This is a genomic window from Acinetobacter larvae, assembly GCF_001704115.1.
Classification (GTDB): domain Bacteria; phylum Pseudomonadota; class Gammaproteobacteria; order Pseudomonadales; family Moraxellaceae; genus Acinetobacter; species Acinetobacter larvae.
The window spans coordinates 2547859-2569726 of record NZ_CP016895.1; the positions used below are offsets into that span (position 1 = coordinate 2547859).

20 protein-coding genes, 3 pseudogenes and 1 other annotated feature are annotated in these 21868 nt (G+C 39.1%); of the genes and pseudogenes, 10 read left to right on the forward strand and 13 right to left on the reverse strand.

Going from position 1 to position 21868, the window contains the following annotated elements; genetic code table 11:
- Positions 1-66 precede the first annotated feature (66 nt).
- The 5 genes and pseudogenes from BFG52_RS11430 to BFG52_RS16915 all read right to left on the reverse strand — a co-directional run bounded on the left by BFG52_RS11430 (position 67) and on the right by BFG52_RS16915 (position 4502).
- Positions 67-1608 (reverse strand): IS1182 family transposase, encoded by a 1542-nt coding sequence (locus BFG52_RS11430; protein WP_067552400.1) that lies wholly within the window; start codon positions 1606-1608, stop codon positions 67-69.
- Between the two features lie 206 nt (positions 1609-1814).
- The gene (locus tag BFG52_RS11435; RefSeq protein WP_067556245.1) at positions 1815-2180 is read right to left on the reverse strand and encodes a hypothetical protein; all 366 of its coding nucleotides are present in this window, start codon (positions 2178-2180) and stop codon (positions 1815-1817) included.
- Positions 2177-2761 (reverse strand): N-acetylmuramidase family protein, encoded by a 585-nt coding sequence (locus tag BFG52_RS11440; RefSeq protein WP_067556248.1) that lies wholly within the window; start codon positions 2759-2761, stop codon positions 2177-2179. Before BFG52_RS11440 ends, BFG52_RS11435 begins: the two co-directional genes overlap by 4 nt.
- Before the next feature lie 52 nt (positions 2762-2813).
- Positions 2814-2948 (reverse strand): annotated as a pseudogene (locus tag BFG52_RS17315) (hypothetical protein); the annotation flags it as partial.
- A 40-nt stretch (positions 2949-2988) separates the two neighbouring features.
- Positions 2989-4502 (reverse strand): IS3 family transposase gene (locus BFG52_RS16915; RefSeq protein ID WP_099092610.1). Its coding sequence is split into 2 segments (ribosomal slippage): positions 2989-4058 and positions 4058-4502, totalling 1515 coding nucleotides; the frame shifts between segments, so codons are not numbered across the junction.
- Here BFG52_RS16915 and BFG52_RS17510 point away from each other — a divergent pair.
- From BFG52_RS17510 to BFG52_RS11470, 4 genes are all read left to right on the forward strand, one after another.
- Positions 4494-5153 (forward strand): hypothetical protein, encoded by a 660-nt coding sequence (locus BFG52_RS17510; protein ID WP_407639206.1) that lies wholly within the window; start codon positions 4494-4496, stop codon positions 5151-5153. The genes BFG52_RS16915 and BFG52_RS17510 overlap by 9 nt on opposite strands.
- 18 nt (positions 5154-5171) lie before the next feature.
- Positions 5172-5615, forward strand: a complete 444-nt coding sequence (locus tag BFG52_RS11460; RefSeq protein WP_067556251.1) for a hypothetical protein — start codon at positions 5172-5174, stop codon at positions 5613-5615.
- 71 nt (positions 5616-5686) lie between these two features.
- Positions 5687-6091, forward strand: a complete 405-nt coding sequence (locus tag BFG52_RS11465; RefSeq protein WP_067552566.1) for a transposase family protein — start codon at positions 5687-5689, stop codon at positions 6089-6091.
- Entirely contained in the window at positions 6024-6536 is a 513-nt protein-coding gene (locus tag BFG52_RS11470) for a transposase family protein (protein WP_067552569.1), read from the forward strand. Before BFG52_RS11465 ends, BFG52_RS11470 begins: the two co-directional genes overlap by 68 nt.
- 71 nt (positions 6537-6607) lie before the next feature.
- Here the strand turns inward: BFG52_RS11470 and BFG52_RS16665 are convergent.
- The 3 genes and pseudogenes from BFG52_RS16665 to BFG52_RS11495 all read right to left on the reverse strand — a co-directional run bounded on the left by BFG52_RS16665 (position 6608) and on the right by BFG52_RS11495 (position 10234).
- Positions 6608-7842, reverse strand: a pseudogene (locus BFG52_RS16665) (IS3 family transposase).
- Positions 7459-7567 (reverse strand) — a sequence feature (AL1L pseudoknot). It overlaps the preceding pseudogene by 109 nt.
- A gap of 105 nt (positions 7843-7947) precedes the next feature.
- Complete coding sequence (locus tag BFG52_RS11490) at positions 7948-8694, reverse strand: IS5 family transposase (protein WP_067552802.1); 747 nt, start codon at positions 8692-8694, stop codon at positions 7948-7950.
- 238 nt (positions 8695-8932) lie between these two features.
- The gene (locus BFG52_RS11495) at positions 8933-10234 is read right to left on the reverse strand and encodes an IS4 family transposase (protein ID WP_067556254.1); all 1302 of its coding nucleotides are present in this window, start codon (positions 10232-10234) and stop codon (positions 8933-8935) included.
- Between the two features lie 45 nt (positions 10235-10279).
- Here BFG52_RS11495 and BFG52_RS17375 point away from each other — a divergent pair, with 45 nt between their 5' ends.
- From BFG52_RS17375 to csrA, 3 genes are all read left to right on the forward strand, one after another.
- Positions 10280-10402 (forward strand): hypothetical protein, encoded by a 123-nt coding sequence (locus BFG52_RS17375; RefSeq protein WP_267284026.1) that lies wholly within the window; start codon positions 10280-10282, stop codon positions 10400-10402.
- Between the two features lie 361 nt (positions 10403-10763).
- Positions 10764-12044, forward strand: coding sequence for an aspartate kinase (locus BFG52_RS11500; RefSeq protein ID WP_067556257.1), 1281 nt, complete (start codon positions 10764-10766; stop codon positions 12042-12044).
- A 242-nt stretch (positions 12045-12286) separates the two neighbouring features.
- A complete protein-coding gene (gene csrA / locus BFG52_RS11505) occupies positions 12287-12541 on the forward strand; it encodes a carbon storage regulator CsrA (RefSeq protein ID WP_067556259.1) in 255 nt (84 codons plus the stop codon).
- An 83-nt stretch (positions 12542-12624) separates the two neighbouring features.
- On the opposite strand, the gene rnhB is transcribed toward csrA, so the two are convergent.
- Positions 12625-13215, reverse strand: a complete 591-nt coding sequence (gene rnhB, locus BFG52_RS11510; RefSeq protein ID WP_067556262.1) for a ribonuclease HII — start codon at positions 13213-13215, stop codon at positions 12625-12627.
- 246 nt (positions 13216-13461) lie between these two features.
- On the opposite strand from rnhB, the gene BFG52_RS11515 reads away from it, so the two are divergent.
- Positions 13462-14019 (forward strand): cytochrome b, encoded by a 558-nt coding sequence (locus BFG52_RS11515; protein ID WP_067559493.1) that lies wholly within the window; start codon positions 13462-13464, stop codon positions 14017-14019.
- A gap of 85 nt (positions 14020-14104) precedes the next feature.
- Here the strand turns inward: BFG52_RS11515 and BFG52_RS11520 are convergent, their stop codons facing one another.
- The 3 genes and pseudogenes from BFG52_RS11520 to BFG52_RS11530 form a co-directional block, all read right to left on the reverse strand.
- Positions 14105-15100, reverse strand: a complete 996-nt coding sequence (locus BFG52_RS11520; protein ID WP_067556265.1) for an adenosine deaminase — start codon at positions 15098-15100, stop codon at positions 14105-14107.
- Positions 15101-15258: 158 nt separating this feature from the next.
- On the reverse strand, positions 15259-16578 hold the full coding sequence (locus BFG52_RS11525) for an NCS2 family permease (RefSeq protein ID WP_067556268.1): 1320 nt from the start codon (positions 16576-16578) through the stop codon (positions 15259-15261).
- A gap of 513 nt (positions 16579-17091) precedes the next feature.
- Positions 17092-17406, reverse strand: a pseudogene (locus BFG52_RS11530) (helix-turn-helix domain-containing protein); the annotation flags it as partial.
- An 806-nt stretch (positions 17407-18212) separates the two neighbouring features.
- Between BFG52_RS11530 and BFG52_RS11535 the strand changes: the two are divergent.
- Positions 18213-18428 (forward strand): hypothetical protein, encoded by a 216-nt coding sequence (locus tag BFG52_RS11535; RefSeq protein ID WP_067556270.1) that lies wholly within the window; start codon positions 18213-18215, stop codon positions 18426-18428.
- Positions 18429-19399: 971 nt separating this feature from the next.
- Here the strand turns inward: BFG52_RS11535 and BFG52_RS11540 are convergent.
- Positions 19400-20305 carry a LysR family transcriptional regulator gene (locus tag BFG52_RS11540; protein ID WP_067556274.1) on the reverse strand — a complete coding sequence of 302 codons (906 nt, stop codon included), beginning with the start codon at positions 20303-20305 and terminating at the stop codon, positions 19400-19402.
- A 90-nt stretch (positions 20306-20395) separates the two neighbouring features.
- Between BFG52_RS11540 and BFG52_RS11545 the strand changes: the two genes are divergently transcribed.
- Positions 20396-21865 (forward strand): efflux transporter outer membrane subunit, encoded by a 1470-nt coding sequence (locus BFG52_RS11545; protein ID WP_071890129.1) that lies wholly within the window; start codon positions 20396-20398, stop codon positions 21863-21865.
- Positions 21866-21868: the final 3 nt, after the last annotated feature.

A 21868-nucleotide genomic window follows, 5' to 3' on the forward strand; every position in this document is an offset into this window, starting at 1 on the left:
CTTTTTTGATCCTTAAAATATTTTTATTATTCCTCTTTTTACTTCTAAAAGTAAAAATGCAGCCTTTTAAGCTGCCATTTTCATCATATTGTGTGCTAAAGCATGTAATCCAAACTCTAAATTCACTTTTCGCATCCCTCTAAGCGTGAATCTCTTAAAGCCTCGATTCGACTTTATATGTCCAAACACCGGTTCAACTTCTATACTTCGTCGCTTACGCTTTTCGATTCCTTCTTCACTTAGTAAGCGTTCATACATTAACGTCCTGTAATGCTCTAAATGATGGTTTCTCTCAATTCGTCTATTGCCCTGGCTCTTATGGCAGCTACTTCTAAGCGGGCATCCTTCGCATCGCTGTGCCTCATAAATACTGATATGTTGAATGAATCCACTACTGGTTTTTGTTTGTTTATCTTTGATCTTCGTCATATGTTGTCCCATTGGGCAAACATAATAGTCATCAATCGCGTTGTAATGTAGATATTGCTTATTTTTTAAATTCTGTTTGGCTTTTTTACCACGTTGTTGACGACGTTCTAAGTCAAAGGTGCTGTATTTGATATACGCTAATAACCCTTGCTGTTCTAAATATTGATAGTTTTCCTCACTACCATAACCTGCATCAGCGGTAATAACTTCAAGTTCTTGAAACTGTTCTTCGCCATAAAGTTCACGCATTTGCTCTAAATGGGGCTTTAATGTAGGAAAGTCATTACTATTTTGATGCACGCTATAATTAACAATTACCTGATTTTCAGTGCTTATTTGAACATTATAACCAGCCTTAAGTTGACCATTTTTCATATGGTCTTCCTTCATCCGCATGAAAGTTGCATCATGGTCAGTCTTGCTATACGAATTGCGCCCATCAAGGATCTTTTCTTTTTCTTCGTAGTCTATTAGTCGATTCTTAAAGTTTTTTTTTACCGCACCTAATTTCTTTTTAGTCGCTTGATCCGGTTGAATCGAATGTTCATTCAAACGATCATCTATCGCTTTTAAAACTTGATCTATCGTATGCGATGATATTTCTGTGATTTCAAGCTTACTCGGTTCTTGATCGCCAACTTCGATTTGGTGAGCATACTTCCATAGTTCATCTAGCTGTTTAAGCATCTTAGCTTTGTTGGTTTTAATTGCATTACCCCACACAAAGGTGTAGCGATTGGCTTGTGCCTCAAGTTTGGTGCCATCTGTGTAAATCTCTTTTAAAGTAATGACTCCTTCTTCAGCTAACATCAATACGATCTGTTTGAATATGTCTTTAAAGCATTGCTCTAACTTTGAATTTCTAAAGCGATTAATCGTATTGTGATCAATAATGGTCATATTGCTTAACCACATGAAATTAATATTTTCACGTAGAGCTTTTTCGATTTTACGAGAGGAATAGGTATTGGTCATATAAGCGTAGACCATGATTTTAAGCATGAGTAGTGGGTGATAACCTGGTCGACCAGATTCATCATACGCATTTACTAATGGGCTACTGTCAATTTGATCCAATACTTTATTCACTAAGCGAACAGGGTGTTTCTCAGGAATCAAGTCATCAAAGCTATGAGGAATTAAGTGAAGTTGGTTTTGGTGATATGTCTTTATAGCCATCTTAAATATCCTTTTTTAAGATGGCTTAATTATACAGCAAAAAGGCTGCCTTTTGAGACAGCCTCTTTGATTACTCTTACTCAACCACCGCCCCATGCCTCGCCTTACACTCGTTATATTTAATGACAACATCCACAGCCCAAAGAATCACGGCGCTAGCCTGCCCTGATTCTAACTTTTGCAGATCAGGGCAAGGTGTGAGTAGATTAGCTGGAATCGACGGCGATAAGACTGTTGATTGCTGACACGCCGTCATCATCAAAACAAGTGTTGAGATAAACAGGACGATCAATGATCTTTTGCACTTCACGCGTAACGGTTTCTGTTTTGACTCGTTGCTCGGATTTGAGTTTTTCATAGTCGGCGCTCGCTTGATTGAGTTTGTTTTGTTGGTCGGCTATAGCTTTGGCATTGTCAGAATGAATCTTGTCGATTTTGGCTGTGCACGCTGCCTCAGCCTTACGCAACTCACCTGCCAAATGATTGGTATAGGCCAATTGCCCTAAGCAGATAAAAGAAAGGACCGCGATTGCGATCCAGTGTTTGTATTTCCAAATCAGGTACCAATTCATCGCCCACCCCACTTTTTATATGCTGCAGCAAGTTTTACATCGTATTTATTGATTGCATACGCTGGACCGTTATAACCACGTGCGAAGGCTTTCCAGTCTTTGTTTTTCAGGGCTTTAACAAGATTATTTACTTTGATGTAGCCGCACATGGCTTCAAGCTGTGATGCTTCATCGCGATACATGGCATTTATAAAGGTCTGTAGTGAAGCGTAACCTAGTGATTTCCAGTGATAGCCCATCACCTGGCCAAGCCCCCAGCTTGCAGATTCTAATGCTGAATCACGATGATATTGAGCTGCTACATTTAAGCGCCCATGCTGAGCTGAATATAAGCCATAGTTGCCAGATGATGTATTGCAGAGATCTGGACGTTCACGCATGGCTTGGGCTGCGATATTAGCTTTGCCGTTGGCAATCAAACGCTGCCGAAATACATGGCGTTCAAATAGAATGACGGGTGTACCATCTAAATTAAAGCCCGAATTACGACATTCAACTTCAATCACGGCGCGTAATGCTGCAACTGAAACAGCTAACGCCGTGGCTTGTGCTTCGATTTGCTGTTGTGTGAGTTTTTTCATTTCACTTATCCCCAATTAAAAACCGCCTTTCGGCGGCTTAAATTTATTTAAATTATTCATCTTTCATCTTCTTGAGTTCTTTCACTACCTCAACAATCGTTTTCCCTTCTTGTCGATTTATGAAGTTAAAGGTCCAGCGTACAATAGCCCATCCCGGTAAACCGCAGACGAAAAAAAAGCCCCCAAGGGCCGGTAAATGTCAAGGTAGTTGTCACCCTTTGTTGATTTTAAGCCGCTATTTTTAATCGCTCAGGATTAAGCATAACAACATCTTTTCTGTGCCAGTTTCTAATCTGCTTTGACCAGCGTTCTGGTTTTGCTTCTCGCGCTATACGATATACTTCAGACCGTTGCGCTAATAACCCAATATCCTCACCTTTATGCCGTTGTGATGGCGTAACATAACTAATACCACTATGACGATGTTCTTCGTTATACCAGTGAATAAAACCGTCAACCCAAACTCGGGCTTGATCTAAACTTTCAAAGCCTGACGATGGCCAATAAGGTACGTATTTCAAGGTCTTAAATAATGACTCAACATAGGCATTGTCATTACTCACCCGCGGTCTACTGTGTGAAGGCGAGATATTTAAATCCGTTAACTTCACCTGTAAAGTTTGAGATTTCATTGCAGCCCCATTATCTGCATGCAGTATTAATGGTTGGCGATAGCATTGCTCACGCAGTACCGTACGATGAACGAGTTCAGCCGCAAGCTCACCACTCTCAACTTCATGTACTTCAGCTCCAGTAATCTTGCGACTAAATATATCTTCAATCAGATACAAGTAATACCAACGACCACGGACCTTTGAGGGGAGCCAAGTAATATCCCAACTCCACACCTGACATGAGGTGTGGGCTTTGAAAGTTGTCGGTGGTTTTATGTTCCTTGGTTTGTGCTGTCGTCCTCGGTGATGAATCTCCCCATGGCGTCGAAGCACTCTATAAAATGTAGACTCACTGGCGATGTAAATGCCTTGATCTGCAAGCCTTGGAACAATTTGAGAAGGTGGAAGCTCAGCATATCGAGGCTGATGACAGATCTCTAATATCTGTTGTTCTTCTTCAATACTCAATCGGTTGACTGGTGTTGGGCGGATAACAGTCGTTCTACGATCTTCACTCGATTTCTGCCATCTACGCCAAGTCCGTAAACTTAAATTAACCTCTTTAAGGGCTATTTTTAAGCGCGCACCTGCTGTTACTGCTTCACCAATCCATAAAATAATTAGCTGGCGATGATCAATACTCGTTAATTGTCCTCGTCGACTTCCCCGTAATAATCGTTGAGCTTTTTTCGAAGAACCAGAATCGCTGCCGCCTCAGCTAGTGCTTTTTCTTTACGAATCAGTTCTCTTTTTAATTTTGCATTTTCACTTTTCACTTTTTTAAGCTCATTTTTACTGACTTTTTCAGGTATGTCTAAGAAATTACTTTTCCATTCGATGAGTTGAGAAGGATAAAGTCCTTTTTTACGACAGTATTCAGCAATTTCAGCTTCACTCATGGTTGCAGTTTCAACGATCACAGCAAATCGAGCCTCGACAGGCCATTGTTCAGTTGTAATATTCGTACCTGGCACAGGAATTCCTTTGGCTTTAGCTTGTTGTCGCCAATTATAAAGGGTTGATTCAGAAATACCTTCCATTTGAGCAACAGCTGCTACAGTCATATTGTAAGGTGGTAATAATTTAGCTAAGACACTCGTTTTTCGTTCAGATGAAATATGTTTCATTTGTCACTCCTTTACCCTCATAAATTTAGTTTCAGAGGGGGTGACAACTATCCTGACAGTGAGAGGGGCAATCATTCCCCAATTGCTTTAGCTGTTTCTCAAAAAGAAAAGATGGTTGCAAAAACTTTGGATCAGTTTCTTGAGTACTATGCCCTAAAGTTAAAAGATCCCAATTTATTTGAAAAATTACAAAAGCAATTGAGAAAAGATCTGGATAACTTTGTTAAAAAATCTGCAAAATCAGAGAATTCATATTTTTCAAAATCATCTAAATCTGAAAAAAATAAAGTTTATTATAGTGTTATTAAAGGCTCAGGAAGTTCTAATGGTTGGTTTGATAAAGCATCGAAATTTATGAAGCCTGCTGGTCGAGTTATCGTTTTTATTTCTATTGCGTACGCTGGATATGAAATCTATAACGCTGAGAATAAGGAAAAAGAGTTTTATAAACAAGGTGCAACGATTGGTGCTGGAATTGCAGGCGGAGCAGCAGGTGGTGCAATTGCTGGAGGTATATACGGTCCTGGATCACCAATTTGCTCAACCGTGGGTGTGATTATTGGAGGAATAGCTGGGGGTTATGGAGCGTATAAATTAGTCGAAGCTTTTGATGAAGAGCTAGAGGCATTCACTAAATGGACTTTATTTTAATTAGAAAAAGGGTATGACATGTTTCATTTCTTAAAAAAAATATTCAAAAAAAAGGATAACTTAATTTATGATGCTGAACGGGATCATTCTATTAAGTCTCAAATCATGGATTTAAGGTTTGATAATGAAAGAATAATTGCTACAAATATTGATGGAGTAGAAATTAAATATTTTTATAAAGATATTTTAGCAGTTTATATTATTGTAGATGGTAGCGATTACCTTCCTCAGCCAAGATGGACAATTCAAAAAAAAGATGGTGGTATTAATATTTACAATGATATTAAAAATGCTGATATATTATTTTTTAAAATCTTAAACGAAAAATTAGATGGTTATAATTCTGATGAAACACAGCACGAAATATTAAAAGCTCTAGGATGTATTGAGACGGGTTATTTTTCAATTTGGGAGCGTCATGATGCTGAGGAAATACTTAAAACTATTAGACTTCCTTCATAAATTAAAAAATACACAGCTGTTTGATTACCAACTATACAGCTAAAAATCTAATTCTTAGCGATAATATCTCAATGAGATATAAAGACGTTAAAAAGTTACCTGATGATAAGTTTCGCAGACTTACAGGCATTAGTTGGTCCACATTTAATTTAATGATGGATGAATTAAGAGTTCAATTACCAGTCAATACTGGCAAGGGTCGCCCTCCAAAATTGCCCTTAGAAGACCGTCTTCTCTTGTGTTTAGAGTATTGGCGGGAATATAGAACGCTATTCCATGTCGGCATGAATTATGGTGTTTCAGAAACCAGTGCACTCCGAACCACCCGTAAGATTGAAGATATTCTGATTAAATCAGGGAAATTTAGTCTACCCAAACAAATGCCTGATCGAGAAGAAGCTAATTGGGATGTTGTTGTCGTTGACGCAACAGAGATTTTCGTGCAACGTCCAAAAAAAACAGAAAAAATGGTATAGCGGCAAAAAGAAACGTCACACGATTAAATTTCAAGTTTCAATGCACTATATGACCGGTAAAATACTGAGTGTTTGTTGCGATAAAGGTAGAGTTCATGATTTTAAGATATTTAATAAAAGTATTAAATATCTTAAATTTAAACCATTTTTTATAGTTGACAAGGGCTATTTAGGTATAGAAAAACTTGGATTTGGTTGCTTGGTTCCTTTTAAGGCTAAAAGAGGGTGTGCTCTAGATAAGCAGCTGAAAAAATTCAATAAAGAAATCAGCCGTAGACGAATTGGTATTGAGCATGTTTTTGGAAGAATGAAAATCTTTAAAATCTTATCCTGTGTGTACAGAAATCGGCGAAAAAGAATAAATTTAAGATTCAATTTATTAGCAGGTATATATAACCTTGAGTGGGCGGGAGATCAAAAAGATGGCTGTTTAAAAAATGATTAATGAAGGAAGTCTATTGAGTAAATAATATAGCTCTGAACCGTACCGGGTTTGTCGGAGACTTTTTATTTAAGTTAGGCCACTTGACCTAACCGATTCATCTTAGCATAGTATATCGTTTCATATTCAAATGGAGATACATATCCAATTGCGCTATGTAGCCGTTTTTTATTAAACCAATCCACCCAATTCAATGTTGCAAGTTCAACATCAGATAGACCCGTCCAATCAGATTTTAAATATTCAATCACCTCCATTTTGTATAAACCATTCACTGTTTCAGCCAAAGCATTATCGTATGAATCACCTGTAGTACCAACGGAGGCTTTTACATTTGCTGATTCTAGGCGATTGGTATAGCGAATCGATAAATATTGCACACCTCTGTCAGAATGATGAATCACATTCTTTGGCATCCCTCAATCATGTAATGCTTGTTCTAATGCATCAAGGACCATATCAGTATTCATACGTGTAGAAACTTTCCAGCCCACGATTGCCCTTGAAAATACATCAATGATAAATGCCGTATATACCCAGCCTGAATTGGTCTGAATATAGGTGAAGTCAGCCACCCAGAGGTTGTTCGGGTGTTGTGCTGTAAAATCGCGTTTAACTAAATCATCCGCACGTTTTTGATCATCACGACTCCGCGTGGTTTGTTTGTTCTTACCACGCCATATCCCTTGTATACCAAGCTGTTGCATTAATCGCGCAATACGGCAACGTGCAATACGGCAACGTGCAATACTATAGCCTTCTTTTTTCAATTGCTCCCACACTTTACGAACGCCATAACGACCTGAACTATCACGCTATATTCGCTTAATTTCTTCTGCATAATGCTTATCATGCAAAGCTCGTTTGGAACGTTTATCTGGATTTTCAATCAACTCTAAGTGGCGATAATAAGTTGATGCTGTAATGGGCAATATGGTGCAAATTGCTTCTACGCCATATTTGATTTTATTGTTGTGAATAAAATCCACCATTATTTGCGTGGGCGGTCGAGCTCCGCCTGGGCGAAAAAAGCGGCTGCTTTACGAAGAATCTCATTCGCACGTTGTAGTTCTTTATTTTCACGCTCAAGTTTTTTAATACGTTCTTGATCAGACATCTGCTGAACTTTGCTAGGATTTTGAAGATCAAGGTGTTTCTGATACCAGGTGCGAAGTGTTTCAGGAGTACAGCCTATTTTAGGCGCAATAGCAGTGATTGCAGCCCAATTCGAGGGATAATCTTTTTTGGATTCTAGAACTAAGCGAACAGCACGTTCTCTGATCTCAGGGGTATAGTTTGTTTTTTTCATCGGAGTAGTTTCTCAGAAAGTTGGGTCTCCGACAAACCCGGTACGGTTCAATTTAAATCTGTTGAATAAATAGGGTGTGTTGACATTTACAGTCGATAAATTGATCTAAAGAGGCAACCAAATATAGATACAAGCTAAGGCAACAGCACTTTGATAATTACGCTTTAGCTTGTCATATCGTGTAGCAACTCCTCTGAACTGTTTCAATCTGCAGAATGTATTCTCAACTAAGTGCCTGATTTTATACATATACCAGTCCATATAATCATTACTAGATTTTGTGTTGGATTTTTTAGGAATGTTCGCTTTTGTTTTAGTCGCTTCAATTTGATTTCTCAGACTTTCAGAGTCATAACCTTTATCAGCACATAGTATTTCTGATTCAGTCAAATCCAGTTTTGATACTAGGGCTGGGGCAATTTTTATGTCATGAGATGTCCCGTCAGAAATAATAAAGTCTATTGGATTACCATTAGAATCAGTTGCTAAATGTATTTTAGAGCTATTACCACCGATACTTTTAGAAATGTCTTGATGCTTAATTCCTGCTGAATGTTGATGTGCTCTGACGTGACTGCCATCAATAAAAATCCATTCTTTGTCAGCATGTTTACTAAATAACTTAAATATATTCATGAGCTTATCATTTTTAGACCAACGATTATATTTTTTAAAGATTGAATTATGATTACCAAATTCTTTAGGTAAATCTCTCCAAGGACATCCCGTTCTAATACGAAATAAGATGGCTTCAATAAAATTTCGTAAATTTAATTTGAGATAAATATTAAAATGTCTGAAAATAGATTTTAACTTAGACCAGTGTTGATCATTTAACATTGTACGAAGCATAGCGAGTGTAAAATTACGTTTGGCGATTTGATTTTACTACCTCGCTATTTTTTTAGGCAACAAATGTCAACAGACCCTAATCTAATACCACTCTGAATCAACACACATAAATCATTATTTTTCTAACTAGCTTAATATCAAGCCCTGCATTCTAATGAATAAAGCTTTTGATATTCATAATTTAAATTAAATATAAATTAGCCCCCTGCATCTAACTCATAGTTGCACCCAAAACTCTCTAATTATTTGTTTTTGTTAGAATATTTACCATGTGCAAGGATGTCTGTACTAGCATTAGACCCCGCCAAATGGTTTTTACACCAGGGTCTCCATCTCCTTTTCTGCCCATATGCCCTCCAAGTTGAGCAATGATACTTACCATTTGTTTTAACTTCGGTGGCTTCGTTGGTGGCTTTTTTTCATAATAAAGTTTGTAAGCAACATGCCATTCTTCTCTATCAAATAATACCTCACAACTTGAGTCAGGAAGCTCTCTAGAAAGCATCGTAACCAGTAATATCCTGTATGATATCAATAAATAAAGTAAAAATAATTTCTCTAGCTTATCAATGCTATTGAACTGCCTTTCTTCAATCAGACAACCCGTTTTTAGAATGTTAAATAAAATTTCTATCTGCCAACTGTGGCGATACCAGTCTATTAATTGGCTTGCCTCATCAAGCTCATTCACAATGCGATTGCTCAACAAGCGCCATATCACTGCTGTACTTCCTTTCGGTGGATTATTTTCTTTAGCGATAATAATCGTTATCCAGAAGCCACTTTTGAGTTGAACGCGTTTACTATAAATCGTTTGAGTAACTTTACGACTTGGCTTACCTCGTCCACTTGATACAGTAAATTCGATCTGTCCAAGTATATTTTCTGCTTTAGTGATATCGAATAATTTACTACCATCCTGTAGTAATCTTGAATGTTTTGCACGTATTAAATAATCTGCAGGACATTGTTTTTGCTCAGCTAATTCAATGATATCGTGCAAGTCACCTTCACGATCAGCAATATAAACATAATGAGTTTCGGGATTGTCCTCGGCTAGTTCACAAACCCTTTCGTAGCCTTCTTTCCAACGTAAACTCTCTTTGATATCTGGCTCATCTTTAGCCTTCCTCGCCCATGACCACATATCGGTAATACCCAAAGGTACACCTTCGGGTGTAATCATCAATGTTGGATGTAAATACATGCCTTGACGGGCTTCGTAATTCAAGCGACCTAAGCCTTTGATTGAGGACTTTGTGCTGTAATCTAATTCGGTTGTATCTTGAATACATAGTACGGTGTCGTGTTCTTTTGCTCTGAGTTGAACAGCCTTAATATGTTCTTCTAAAACAATATTTTTATCGAGTTTAGGGTTTTCAATTAACCGATAATAGGCTTTACGTGTATGTTGATCTTTAGACAATTGAGAGACACTGGCTTGGAAGTTTTGACTGGCTTTGTTTAGAAATTCACACAGTCGAATCATTCTTCGGCGATCGCCTAAATCAATATTACCCATTTCCTGCTCAGCCCACATTGAAGAGTTCATTAAATAGTAGAAATTTAACAGGAATTAAGAATTATGGGTTATAACTCGGATGAGACACAAGAAGAAATTTTAAAAGCAATGACGTGTACTTGTGATGGATTTTTTCAAATTTGGCAACGTCATGATGCGGATGAAATATTTAAATCTATTGAATAAATACCAATCTCAACGGAGACGAGAAAGCTCAAGCTAATTTTAAATGCTACATTGATCATCCAAATTAACATAATTCGACTGATCTATCCTAGTCTTATGGCTGGGGTTTTATTACGCCTTACTCAATTACCCCGACTACTGCCCCATGCCTCACCTTATATTCGTGATACTTATAGCAATGTCCACAGTCTAAATGCTTATTTCGATGATTGTTAGCTCTTTTTTCTTACTATATACTTGTTCCGTTTTCTCTTCTTGCAAGAACATAGCATTTTCTTTTATGTACATCAATGTGTACATAATACCAATCTCAAGGAACAAGATTTAACTTTTACTAAGTTAAGTCAAGGGTTTAGGTAAAATGGCATTAATCGTTCAAAAATATGGTGGCACCTCAATGGGGACTCCCGAGCGCATTCTCAATGTTGCTCGACGTGTAAAACGCTGGCATGATCACGGCCATCAAGTGGTTGTGGTCGTTTCAGCAATGAGCGGTGAGACCAACCGCCTACTCGCCCTCGCCAAAGCCATTAGTGATACACCTGATTCTCGTGAACTAGATCAAATGGTTTCTACTGGTGAACAAGTGTCAATTTCCATGCTAGCAATGGCTTTAAATTCTTTAGATGTTGCAGCAAAATCACTGACTGGTCGTCAGGTTGGAATAAAAACGGATAGTGCCTTTACCAAAGCACGTATTGAATCTATAGATACGCACATTATGACGGAGCATCTTGATGCCGGTCGCGTCATCGTGGTTGCTGGTTTCCAAGGTGTAGATCAATACGGGAACACCACAACATTAGGCCGCGGTGGTTCAGATACAACTGGCGTCGCACTGGCTGCCGCACTAAAAGCGGATGAATGCCAAATCTACACAGATGTGGATGGGGTATATACCACTGACCCACGTGTTGCACCCAAGGCCAAAAAAGTTGATCGTATTTCTTTTGAAGAAATGCTGGAAATGGCATCACTTGGTTCTAAAGTCTTACAAATTCGTTCCGTCGAATTTGCTGGCAAATATCAAGTACCATTGCGCGTACTATCAAGTTTTGACAATGAAGATGATGGTGCATTTGACGAAAATTTCAAAAAAAATGTTGGAACACTAATTACCACTGAGGCGGAAGACAATATGGAACAGCCAATTATCTCTGGTATCGCGTTTAACCGTGATGAAGCTAAGTTGACGATTTTAGGTGTGCCAGATGAGCCTGGTATTGCCGCCAAAATTCTTTCACCAATTGGTGCGGCCAATATTGAAGTGGATATGATTATCCAAAATGTCGAAGAAGATGGCACAACTGATTTCACTTTTACCGTTAATCGTAGTGAACTCGCCAAAGCTAAAAAAATCTTAGAAGAAACAGCCAAAGCCATTGGTGCACGTGAAGTCGCGACCCGTGATGATATCGTGAAAGTCTCTATTGTTGGGGTAGGTATGCGCTCTCACGCAGGCGTTGCATCAAAAATGTTCACAGCCCTCGCCGAAGATGGTATTAACATCCTGATGATTTCAACATCGGAGATTAAGATCTCTGTCATTATTGATGAAAACTATCTAGAACTGACTGTGCGCAGCTTGCATACAGCCTTTGGTCTAGACCGTGAGCAAGGTGAGTCTAGCGTCCGCGCTTAAGAGCAATTTGTTTACTTTTTTGTTATTGTTCGACAATTTTTTGCAAAACAATACAAAAAATCAGAGCCACTATAGTTTTTTATATAGTGGCTCTGTTATATTAGAACCCATAGATTTTTCAAATTTCGATTTAATATTTCAAATAAGCTAAGGCTTTATAAATAAATTCAAATTTGTTTGATCTTTCGGCTGTGTTTTTAAATTTGACGATTGCACGTTTAGCGTTTTGCAAGGAGATAAACATGCTGATTCTAACCCGACGTGTCGGCGAAACTTTAATGATTGGGGATCAAGTAAGTGTGACTGTACTTGGTGTCAAAGGCAATCAAGTACGTATTGGTGTGAATGCGCCGAAAGAAGTCTCTGTGCACCGTGAAGAGATTTATCAGCGTATTCAACATGAGCGTGCGATGCATGAGCACCTACAACACCTCGATCAAGATTATCAGCCTTCTTTCGAAGATGATAATTATACGCAAAATAATTTTAACCGCTAATTCGCATTTACGGTTAAAATTATTATGCTAAAGCGGTTTTATACCGCTTTAAACTTATCTGGGCATTGTAAATATTCAATGTGTCAGATTTGCTTGTCCAAGGCTTTACGCACGGGCGCATAACTGCGACGATGCTCTGCAATGACCCCATATTGCTCTATCGCCGCAAAATGCGCCTTGGTTGGATAGCCCTTATGTTGAGCAAAGCCATAATCGGGATAACGCTGTCCCAAAGCAACCATCTCACGATCACGCGTGACTTTAGCCAATATACTTGCCGCCGAAATTTCAGCATGTAATGCATCTCCGGAAACGATCGCCTCACATGGCATAAGCAACCCTGTTGGACTTTTATTCCCATCAACACGCACCAAATCAGGTCGCAACTGTAACCCTTCAACTGCACGGCGCATCGCCAACAACGAAGCCTGTAGAATATTTAGCGTATCGATTTCTTCATGACTCGCTTCTGCAATACACCAAGCCAAAGCTTTTTCTTGGATTTCGACAAATAATGCTTCACGCTTTTTTTCAGAAAGTTTTTTAGAGTCATTTAGACCAAGGATTACTTGCTGTGGATCTAAAATAACAGCGGCTGCCACCACTGAACCAACCAAAGGACCTCTACCAGCTTCGTCTACGCCAGCTATTTTTAAATGTTGCAAAATTTTCATCTCTCATTATGACCGATCACAGTCTAGCATAGCCCTACAAATGGCAGCATACGACAAATCATCAAATACAATTGTACTGCGCAAAATTTCTGGTATAAGCGCCTCAATTCAGCTGTGCCAGACTGCAATGTTCATTGTTGCAAATCCAGCACATTCTGTTGAACTTTGTAGGGTTGCTCACATCATCATGGCTGATTAAGCTATGCCTTTTCCAGCGAAGCGCACATGCGCATGATGAGTAAACAAATGCCAGAAAAAACTCAATACTATACGCGTACTGCCCAATACTTACATTGGATCATGGCAATAATTTTTATAACCGCTTGGGTGATCGGCTTTTATAGTGGTAATTTTCTTAGCTATGACGTAGATGGCAGCTTTAAGGGCAATATCATTACCTTACATAAGAACATTGCTACTGTTATTCTATTTTTAGTGGTAGTACGTCTATTTTGGCGTTATACCCACCCAACACCTGCTTTACCCGCTAGTATGTCGCCAGCAATGAAAAGTGCTGCACATATTGCACATTGGATCTTATATTTTATTTTAATCGCTCTCCCCATTACTGGCTGTTTATATAGTTGGAGTGCTGGGCATCCTGCACCCGTATTGTATTTATTTGAAATACCCAGACTACTAGATAAAAACCCTGAAATTATGAGCATCGTTGCGCCAGCACATGTTTATTTATCTTGGTTTGCAGGCTTATTGCTGCTCGGACATATTGCCGCAGCATTGAAGCATCATTTTATCGATAAAGACCATGTATTGCGTAGCATGTTAGGCAAGGATAAATCTTAGTTGGTTGTGCTATTCATCAGTCAAGTCATCCAATAGCAGCCATTACCCTATAGGCTGCTATTTTAAGAGCGCTTTCAGTGCGTAGTTATAATGCCTTAATCTGTTCACACCAGGCTTGTTTCTCTGTTTCCGCCAAGAATGATGCTTGAAATGCATTGCATGCCAATTGTTTAAGTTCATCATCTGACAGTGCCAGCGCATCGTGAATAGCTTGATAATTATCATTCATATAACCACCAAAATAAGATGGATCATCTGAATTGACCGTAACACACAGTCCTTCATGCAACAACTTTTTAATATTATGGTCACGCATATCGTCCACCACACAGAGTTTTAAATTACTGAGCGGACATACGGTTAGAGGCATATTTTTTTCTGCCAAATAACGCATGAGCTCGGCATCTTCATCACAACGCACGCCATGATCAATACGATGGACCTTAAGTAATTCTAGTGCTTGCCAAATATACGTTGCCGGACCTTCTTCACCAGCATGTGCTACACATAAGTAACCCTGTTCAGCCGCAGCTGCAAACACCCGTGCAAACTTTTCAGGTGGATGCCCGACTTCACTAGAATCCAATCCTACAGCAATAATATCGTCTTTAAATGCAGCAGCTTGTGCTAGGGTGTTAAAGGCGTCTTGTTCAGAAAGATGTCTTAAAAAACACATGATTAAATGTGAACTAATGCCAAAGTGGGCTTTGGCATCCTGACAAGCCCGCTTTAAGCCATGTAACACAGTTGCAAAGGCTACACCACGGTCAGTATGTGTTTGTGGATCAAAGAAAATTTCAGTATGTACCACATGATCGGCATGGCACTTTTCAAAATAAGCCCAAGCTAAGTCATAAAAATCTTGTTCATGTATGAGAACCTGCGCACCAGCATAATATAAATCTAAAAATGACTGCAGGTTTTGGAAGTTATAGGCTTGGCGTAAGGCTTCGACACTATCGTAAGGCAAAGAAATTTGATTGCGCTGAGCAATTTCAAACATCAATTCTGGCTCAAATGTTCCTTCTATATGAACATGTAATTCTGCTTTGGGTAAAGCAGCAATCAACGGGCTATGCATTGTTTAAGTCTCATGCTGGCAAAATGTTATACATCAAGTATAAAAGAAAATATTTAATAAAATCCTTGGCATATTGCTATACCAAGGCATGTTTTACAAAGTTCTGGTCTATCATCCAGCTTGACTGAGCAGCAAACTAAATGTGTCAGTGGAATCCATTAACCACCAAAGTAAATAAACTTCACCACCCAAAGCAATGCAACGATCCACACCATATAAGGCACAGTTTTAGCTTTACCTGTCAATAACTTGATCAATGCATAGCTAATAAAGCCCATGGCAATACCATCTGCAATCGAATAGCTCAATGGCATAAAAATAATGGTTAAAAAGGCAGGTGCTGCTTCGGTAATGTCATCCCAATCAATATTGGTAATCCCCTGGATCATCAAGATTCCAATAAAAATCAAGGCAGGTGCTGTTGCAAAGTCTGGAACGCTTTTCGCTAATGGCGCTAAGAATAAGCACAATAAGAAGAATATTCCCACCACTACTGCGGTCAAGCCGGTACGCCCCCCTGCGGCAACGCCAGCAGAAGATTCGATATATGGTGTAGTCGATGAGGTTCCCAATGCCGCGCCAGCAACAATTGCACTAGAGTCTGCAAATAGGGCTTTTTTCAAACGGGGCAATTTACCATCTTGCAATAAACCTGCACGATGCGATACCCCTACCAAGGTTCCGGTCGAATCAAATAAATCGACTAAGAAAAAGACAAAAACCACACCCATAAGGCTGGCTTCAAATAAACCTTTGAAATCCATCTGTAAAAAAGTCGGCGCTATACTTGGAATCGGACCAATAATACCTTCAAAGGCTTTTAAACCCGTCAGATTTGCAATCACGGTCAATACCAAAATACTAATAATAATCGCACCTTTGACTTGAAAATGATGCAATACCATAATCAGCAAGAAGCCCAAAAAGACCAGTAAAACCTTCGGTTCAGTGATATCCCCTAGAGCGACTAAAGTTGCCTGATTTTGTACAATAATGCCAGAATTCTTTAAGGCAACTAAGGCCAAAAACAAGCCGATACCACCGCCAATTGCAAACTTCAGTGACATCGGAATAGCATTGACGATAGCTTCACGAATTTTAAACATGCTAATGGCAATAAAAACCAGCCCCGACACAAAAACTGCAGCCAATGCCGTTTGCCAAGGTACCCCCATGCCCTGACAGACACTAAAGGTAAAATAGGCATTCAGTCCCATACCGGGCGCCAATGCTATCGGATAATTGGCGACTAACCCCATAACAAAACAGCCGATTGCAGCAGCCAAACAGGTTGCAACAAATACAGCGCCAAAGTCCATCCCAGTAATGGATAAAATGCTTGGATTGACGATGATGATGTAACACATGGTCAAAAAAGTGGTGAAGCCAGCAACAATCTCTGTTTTTACAGTCGTTTTATTGTCGCTAAGCTTAAATAAGCGTTCCCATAAATTCAGTGTAGAATTTGGATTAGCCATCGTGAGCTCCTGTGGACGTTGAGCTATAACTATGTTGATATTTCAATAATATCTGCTGAATCAGCACATATTGGCGAAGCGATTTGCCATACAGTGTTGCTCAGACTAAGCATAACGACATCATCGTGCCGAGGTTAAACCAAGCAAAACTAAAAAAGCTGCATAAATGGCAGCTTTAGAGGAGCAGATCAAATGAGGGAGCACGTACCCTGTTAATTTTGGCGAATTATAACATAATCCCCTATAAAACGATGAGTCACTCGGTCAGCGATTTGCAATTTTTAGACAGTCGTGATGATATGACATCGCCACAACATTTGAATCCACCGCAACCATTGGAACAGCGATGTAAATTATATCCGAGAAAACATCAAATCAAATGCACAGCCCCTATTTCAAATAGAAAATAGAATAGATCTGTTGTTTCGTTCAATCAGTCGCGGTTGGATGTAAATATAAACTTAACTTTGTTTTTAAAATTTGAGTTAAAGAGTCCCCATTATTTAAGGTCACTTGATGTCTAGATGAAATAGAAAACTGCCCAGACTGAGACAAAGCAGTTTCCACCTTACTAATCGTCCGGTTCACATTACTTTCAGCCAAATGATATTCATATGAAAGCTGTGATTGGGTTTTATTGTTTTTAAAATAATTGAGTGTTAACAAGACTTGGTCTTCTAAACACAAAGAATGTGGTCGACCTGACTTTTTCTTACGACTTTCTGCTTGGTCAAGTGTTTTCACCATCAAGAGAAAGAGCTCACGGGATATACCCACCGCAGCATCAAACTCATCATCATTTAGGTTTTTAAAATTTTCATATTTCATAGCTTTGCTGTTCTTTAAAATGTTCATGTTCAATCAATGCACCTGAGGTGACTATTGTTTATTGAAAATCTGCTTTTTTCAGCAAACAACAATGCAAAATGGCGCATTGGGGATGTGGTTTGTTTTAGAACGTTACAACTGAGCTGCAAAAACAAAACCTTTGGCTAATCACTAAATATCCATAAAACACGCACCAACAGTCAATTAAACTTTTTAGCGTGATACCTAAAGCACTTAAATAAAAAACAATAATTAAAATACATTATACACAAAATAAAGTGATGTACATCACATTAAATCCTAATTATCAGTTGTTTAATCGCATCAATATGATGTTTCATCTTTTTCTTTTGCAGGTATTTTATGGTTTTAATTTATGCTTTGTTTTAATTCATCAATGAGCATATAAACAACATCTGCTGCTGAAATGGCATAATTTGACAGTGCTTGAGCCAATGTTGCGTAAAGCATTTTATAATTAATTACTTCACAATTGCGTTTCGAACCGTATAGGATTACTGCATTCTTGAAGTATTTGCTTTGCTTATTGTAAAAATTCAATTAAAAGTACTAAACACAACATTATTTAAAACATTGAGCTTGAAGCACTATAAATATAAAACAACCACTTGAACCAAGTATGAGATCAAGCTGGGAAAAAATCATTGCTTATGAGACAATTAACAAAATTTTGAATGGGTCAGAACATGCTATCTTTAAGCTCTATGCATCTAGATCTGCAATTGAAACAACTTTATATGCACTGGCGCCTATGCGATTTGTGTTGTTTGGTGGAACGATAAGCAATGTCAGATTTACCTAAAAAAACCAAAGCCAGTAAAAAAGATGGTCAGCTCTTAATCCGTATTAGTAGTGCTGAACGTGATGAATTTATTCGCCTTTGCGATGAACTCGATACCAGTGCCGCCCGTGAACTGCGTAGATTTATTCGAAATTTTGTCAAGATGCACCACGATGCCGAAGCAAAACCCTCAGAACAATCCAACGCCTTAGACCATTGACTGTGCTAAAAACGCAGACTAAAAACAAATAAAAGTAAAGGTGAGTATCTCACACACTCTCCTTTACCCTAAAGCTGAAGCAATTTCTGATTGCGAGATCTCAAAACTTATAAAAATATGCACTGTGGTTCGCCATTATTTTCTTTGATTCTCCTGATTTTTGATCCCCCAGATCTTCTATATCTTTTTCTATATCCTCTGTGCAAGTAGCCACGTTGACGAGCAACATCGCCCGCCACAAACTGCTTAGTTTTTTTACTAAAGCTTCAGCAAAGCAAAGCCCTGCTTTGGCGCTTTTGCCTTAGCCCATATCGGCGACTCATGCTGCAAGTACATACAACATATCGACAACAGCGACCGTACAAAACATAAAAAACTAATATTTTTAAGAACTTGCATTTAAAATAAAACGTATATATAATGTATATACATTTTTGGATTACGGTCTTTATGCGGCTTGAAGCATGACTTCAATCTCTCTGAAAGACCTGTAAAAATGCATCAGTTGTATTGAGTTTTATATGGCATCGCCAATGTCTTTGTCATCAATCATGCAACCATAATCAGCTGCCTTTCTATCTATATAGGGCAGCAACTGATACCAAGGAGTGACATTATGTCTAAGCAAGTTAAATCGTTGAAGCAGAAGATCAAAGCACGTCTTGAAAAAATTTCAAAACACGAAAGCAAAATCAAACAACTCAAAAAAGAGTTAAAAAGTCAGAAGTAATTTCGATTACTCGATTTAAAAGCATTCAGCTAATGTTTGTTACAGCATGCGGATCAGCATAAGCTGAATGACAAGCTCGGATTTCATGATGAAATCCGAGCTTTTTATTTTTAAAATCAATAATATAAAAAATATATCAATATTCACACTTAATATATTTCGCATATTTTATTTATATTTCAGTTGGATTGCACAACATGCCATTTACGCGATCACGATATGTTGCTATAGCATCGATGGCTTAGTGTTGAAAAGCATCTGTTTGGCAAATCTCATAGACGATTTTACGTAATACTTTATGCGCATAGTCACCATTAAAGCGTGGATGCCATGCATGTGAAATTGTCATTGAGGGAGTATCGAAGGGTAAGGTGCGCCATTGCATATCTTGCCGCATCGTTGAAGTTAAGCGTGCTGGTAAAGAAGCCACTAAATCCGTTGCCCGTGCAATAAATAATGCTTCTGCAAATGAATGTGTGACGGCATGAATATGCCGTGATAAGCCCTGTTTGGCCAGCTCAACATCTATCGGACCACTCAAAATACCACGCCGCGAAACAGTAACATGCTGAGCATTGGCAAAATCTTCTGCTATGAGCTGTGCTTTATGCGTCAATGGATTTTCACTACGAAAAACTGCAATAAAACGATCTTGAAATAAACTCTGCCGAATAATCTCTGGACCCAAATCTTGAATAACACCAATATCTAAATCAATACGACCTTCTCTAAGAGCGACCACATCCTGTTGACCTTGTGCAATAAATCGAACAGTAGACATTGGTGCCAACTGTGACATTTTTTCAATGATTAAGGGTGCCAATAGCACCACCGTGCCATCATCTGCGCGAATGGTAAAGACTCGGCGCATGGCATGTACATCAAAATCCTGCTCTTTAACCAACAGTTGTTGCGCCTGTAATACCAATAAACGTACTGGTTCACGTAATTGTTCTGCACGCGGCGTTGGGACCAAGCCACGACCAGCACGAACAAATAAAGGATCACCTATCATTTTACGAATACGGTCTAGCGTGCGGCTCATTGCAGGCACACTTAACTGTAAACGTTCTGCTGCCCCCGTCACACTACCCTCAGCCAACAAGGCATCTAAGGCGACCAGTAAATTTAAATCCATCGATTGCATATAGCGCAACTATTGATTACCACTTTGTCTATATATGCAAGATTATATTTTTCACATAATAAAAACAAGTTCTTATTAGGAACCAAGTAAATGAATACTCTTATTCGGTCGACCAAGTCATCCCGCTCGATCGTTCTTCATCGGCATAGCCGTTACAGCCTAACTGTCGCGTTATGCTTTATCTTAGTGGGTTGTGCCAGTGATGGTCAGCTACGTTCCAGCTTTAAACCGGTTGAACTCAGTAGTTTACAAAGCAAACAATTGCGTATCGATATAACCCATCCTAACTCTTCTCAATCTCCCCAGCACTGGTGGCAAGTTTGGCAAGATCCGCAGCTCAATGAGATTTTAACGGCATTGGATGATTACGCACCTAACGTACATCTCGCGCAAATTCGTCTAGAACGTGCCGCGGCATTAACTGATCTTAAGCAGGTTGATCGTCAAGTACAAGCCAGTAGTGAACTGAAAATGAGTGCTGATCGCTACCCAGATCATGACAGCTATCCAGAAAAATATGCAGGTAAAACGGGTAGCTCTGGTCGTTTAACCACAACTATTGGTTGGCATTTAGATCTCTGGGGTAAATATAAAGCCTTGGCGGATGCAGCAGCATTACAAACTGATGCGGCAGAATTACAGCTGCAAGATGTACGGCTCAGCTTACAACTGGCGATTAGCAATCATTATTTACAGTGGCATATTTCTGAACAATTACTGCAAAAGCAACTGGAAAAACGCAAAATTCTACAAGAATTGCTCAACATCGAACAGCAAAAACGCCGTGCTGGTTTGGCAAAACAAGACCATGTTATTGAAGCAAGTCTTGCTATCAATACCATTGATAGCCAACTGCCAATATTACGGCGCAACATTGCTCAAGATCGTCATGCCATTGCAGCGCTCTTAGGACAAAGCACTGAATTTAGTGATGCACTGCAAAAGCCAGCACTACAGTTAAAATCTCAGCAGGCTGTTGCAACAACCCTCCCCTTGCACTGGTTAGGAGAACGTCCAGATATTGCCGCGTTACGGCAACTGATTGAAGCACAAGCTCGGCAAAGCGATGCCGCACGCGCGAGTTTTTATCCAGACATCAATCTAACTGCGGTATTGGGCTTACAAAGCCTAGGTTTGGACTATTTATTCAGAGAAGGTAGTCGCACCATGGCGATTGGTCCAGCGATCAATTTACCTATTTTTGAACAAAACCGTTTGCGTGCCAACTTAAGAGGCGAACTAGCCAATTATGATTTGGCGGTGGTGCAATACAACCAAAGCTTGGTCAATGCCATTCAACAAGTAAGTGATGCGCTGCAGCAATTTCACAGTGCACAACAACAATTTGTACTGGTGCAGCAAGCGCAACAACAAACGCAGCAATTACACAAAATTGCCGCGCAACGCTTAAAGCAAGGTCTCAACACACGGCAAGCGCTGCTGCGTACTGAATTACAACAACTCGATCGTGCAATACAACGTATCCAAACCGAACATGCCATTGCACTGGCACAGTTTAATTTGACCCGTTCACTGGGCGGGCGTTGGGTCTTTCATTGAAAT

Excerpts from the sequence above, each read along its gene's own strand:
- BFG52_RS11430 (WP_067552400.1), bottom strand. The coding sequence starts at position 1,608 with ATGGCTATAAAGACATATCACCAAAACCAACTTCACTTAATTCCTCAT.
- csrA (WP_067556259.1), top strand. The coding sequence starts at position 12,287 with ATGCTGATTCTAACCCGACGTGTCGGCGAAACTTTAATGATTGGGGAT.
- BFG52_RS11535 (WP_067556270.1), top strand. The coding sequence starts at position 18,213 with ATGTCAGATTTACCTAAAAAAACCAAAGCCAGTAAAAAAGATGGTCAG.
- BFG52_RS11520 (WP_067556265.1), bottom strand. The coding sequence starts at position 15,100 with ATGCATAGCCCGTTGATTGCTGCTTTACCCAAAGCAGAATTACATGTT.
- BFG52_RS11490 (WP_067552802.1), bottom strand. The coding sequence starts at position 8,694 with ATGCTTCGTACAATGTTAAATGATCAACACTGGTCTAAGTTAAAATCT.
- BFG52_RS11515 (WP_067559493.1), top strand. The coding sequence starts at position 13,462 with ATGCCAGAAAAAACTCAATACTATACGCGTACTGCCCAATACTTACAT.
- BFG52_RS11460 (WP_067556251.1), top strand. The coding sequence starts at position 5,172 with ATGTTTCATTTCTTAAAAAAAATATTCAAAAAAAAGGATAACTTAATT.
- BFG52_RS11465 (WP_067552566.1), top strand. The coding sequence starts at position 5,687 with ATGAGATATAAAGACGTTAAAAAGTTACCTGATGATAAGTTTCGCAGA.
- BFG52_RS17375 (WP_267284026.1), top strand. The coding sequence starts at position 10,280 with ATGGGTTATAACTCGGATGAGACACAAGAAGAAATTTTAAAAGCAATG.
- BFG52_RS11540 (WP_067556274.1), bottom strand. The coding sequence starts at position 20,305 with ATGCAATCGATGGATTTAAATTTACTGGTCGCCTTAGATGCCTTGTTG.
- BFG52_RS11545 (WP_071890129.1), top strand. The coding sequence starts at position 20,396 with ATGAATACTCTTATTCGGTCGACCAAGTCATCCCGCTCGATCGTTCTT.
- BFG52_RS11435 (WP_067556245.1), bottom strand. The coding sequence starts at position 2,180 with ATGAATTGGTACCTGATTTGGAAATACAAACACTGGATCGCAATCGCG.
- rnhB (WP_067556262.1), bottom strand. The coding sequence starts at position 13,215 with ATGAAAATTTTGCAACATTTAAAAATAGCTGGCGTAGACGAAGCTGGT.
- BFG52_RS11470 (WP_067552569.1), top strand. The coding sequence starts at position 6,024 with ATGTTGTTGTCGTTGACGCAACAGAGATTTTCGTGCAACGTCCAAAAA.
- BFG52_RS11500 (WP_067556257.1), top strand. The coding sequence starts at position 10,764 with ATGGCATTAATCGTTCAAAAATATGGTGGCACCTCAATGGGGACTCCC.
- BFG52_RS11495 (WP_067556254.1), bottom strand. The coding sequence starts at position 10,234 with ATGTGGGCTGAGCAGGAAATGGGTAATATTGATTTAGGCGATCGCCGA.
- BFG52_RS11525 (WP_067556268.1), bottom strand. The coding sequence starts at position 16,578 with ATGGCTAATCCAAATTCTACACTGAATTTATGGGAACGCTTATTTAAG.
- BFG52_RS11440 (WP_067556248.1), bottom strand. The coding sequence starts at position 2,761 with ATGAAAAAACTCACACAACAGCAAATCGAAGCACAAGCCACGGCGTTA.
- BFG52_RS17510 (WP_407639206.1), top strand. The coding sequence starts at position 4,494 with ATGTTTCATTTGTCACTCCTTTACCCTCATAAATTTAGTTTCAGAGGG.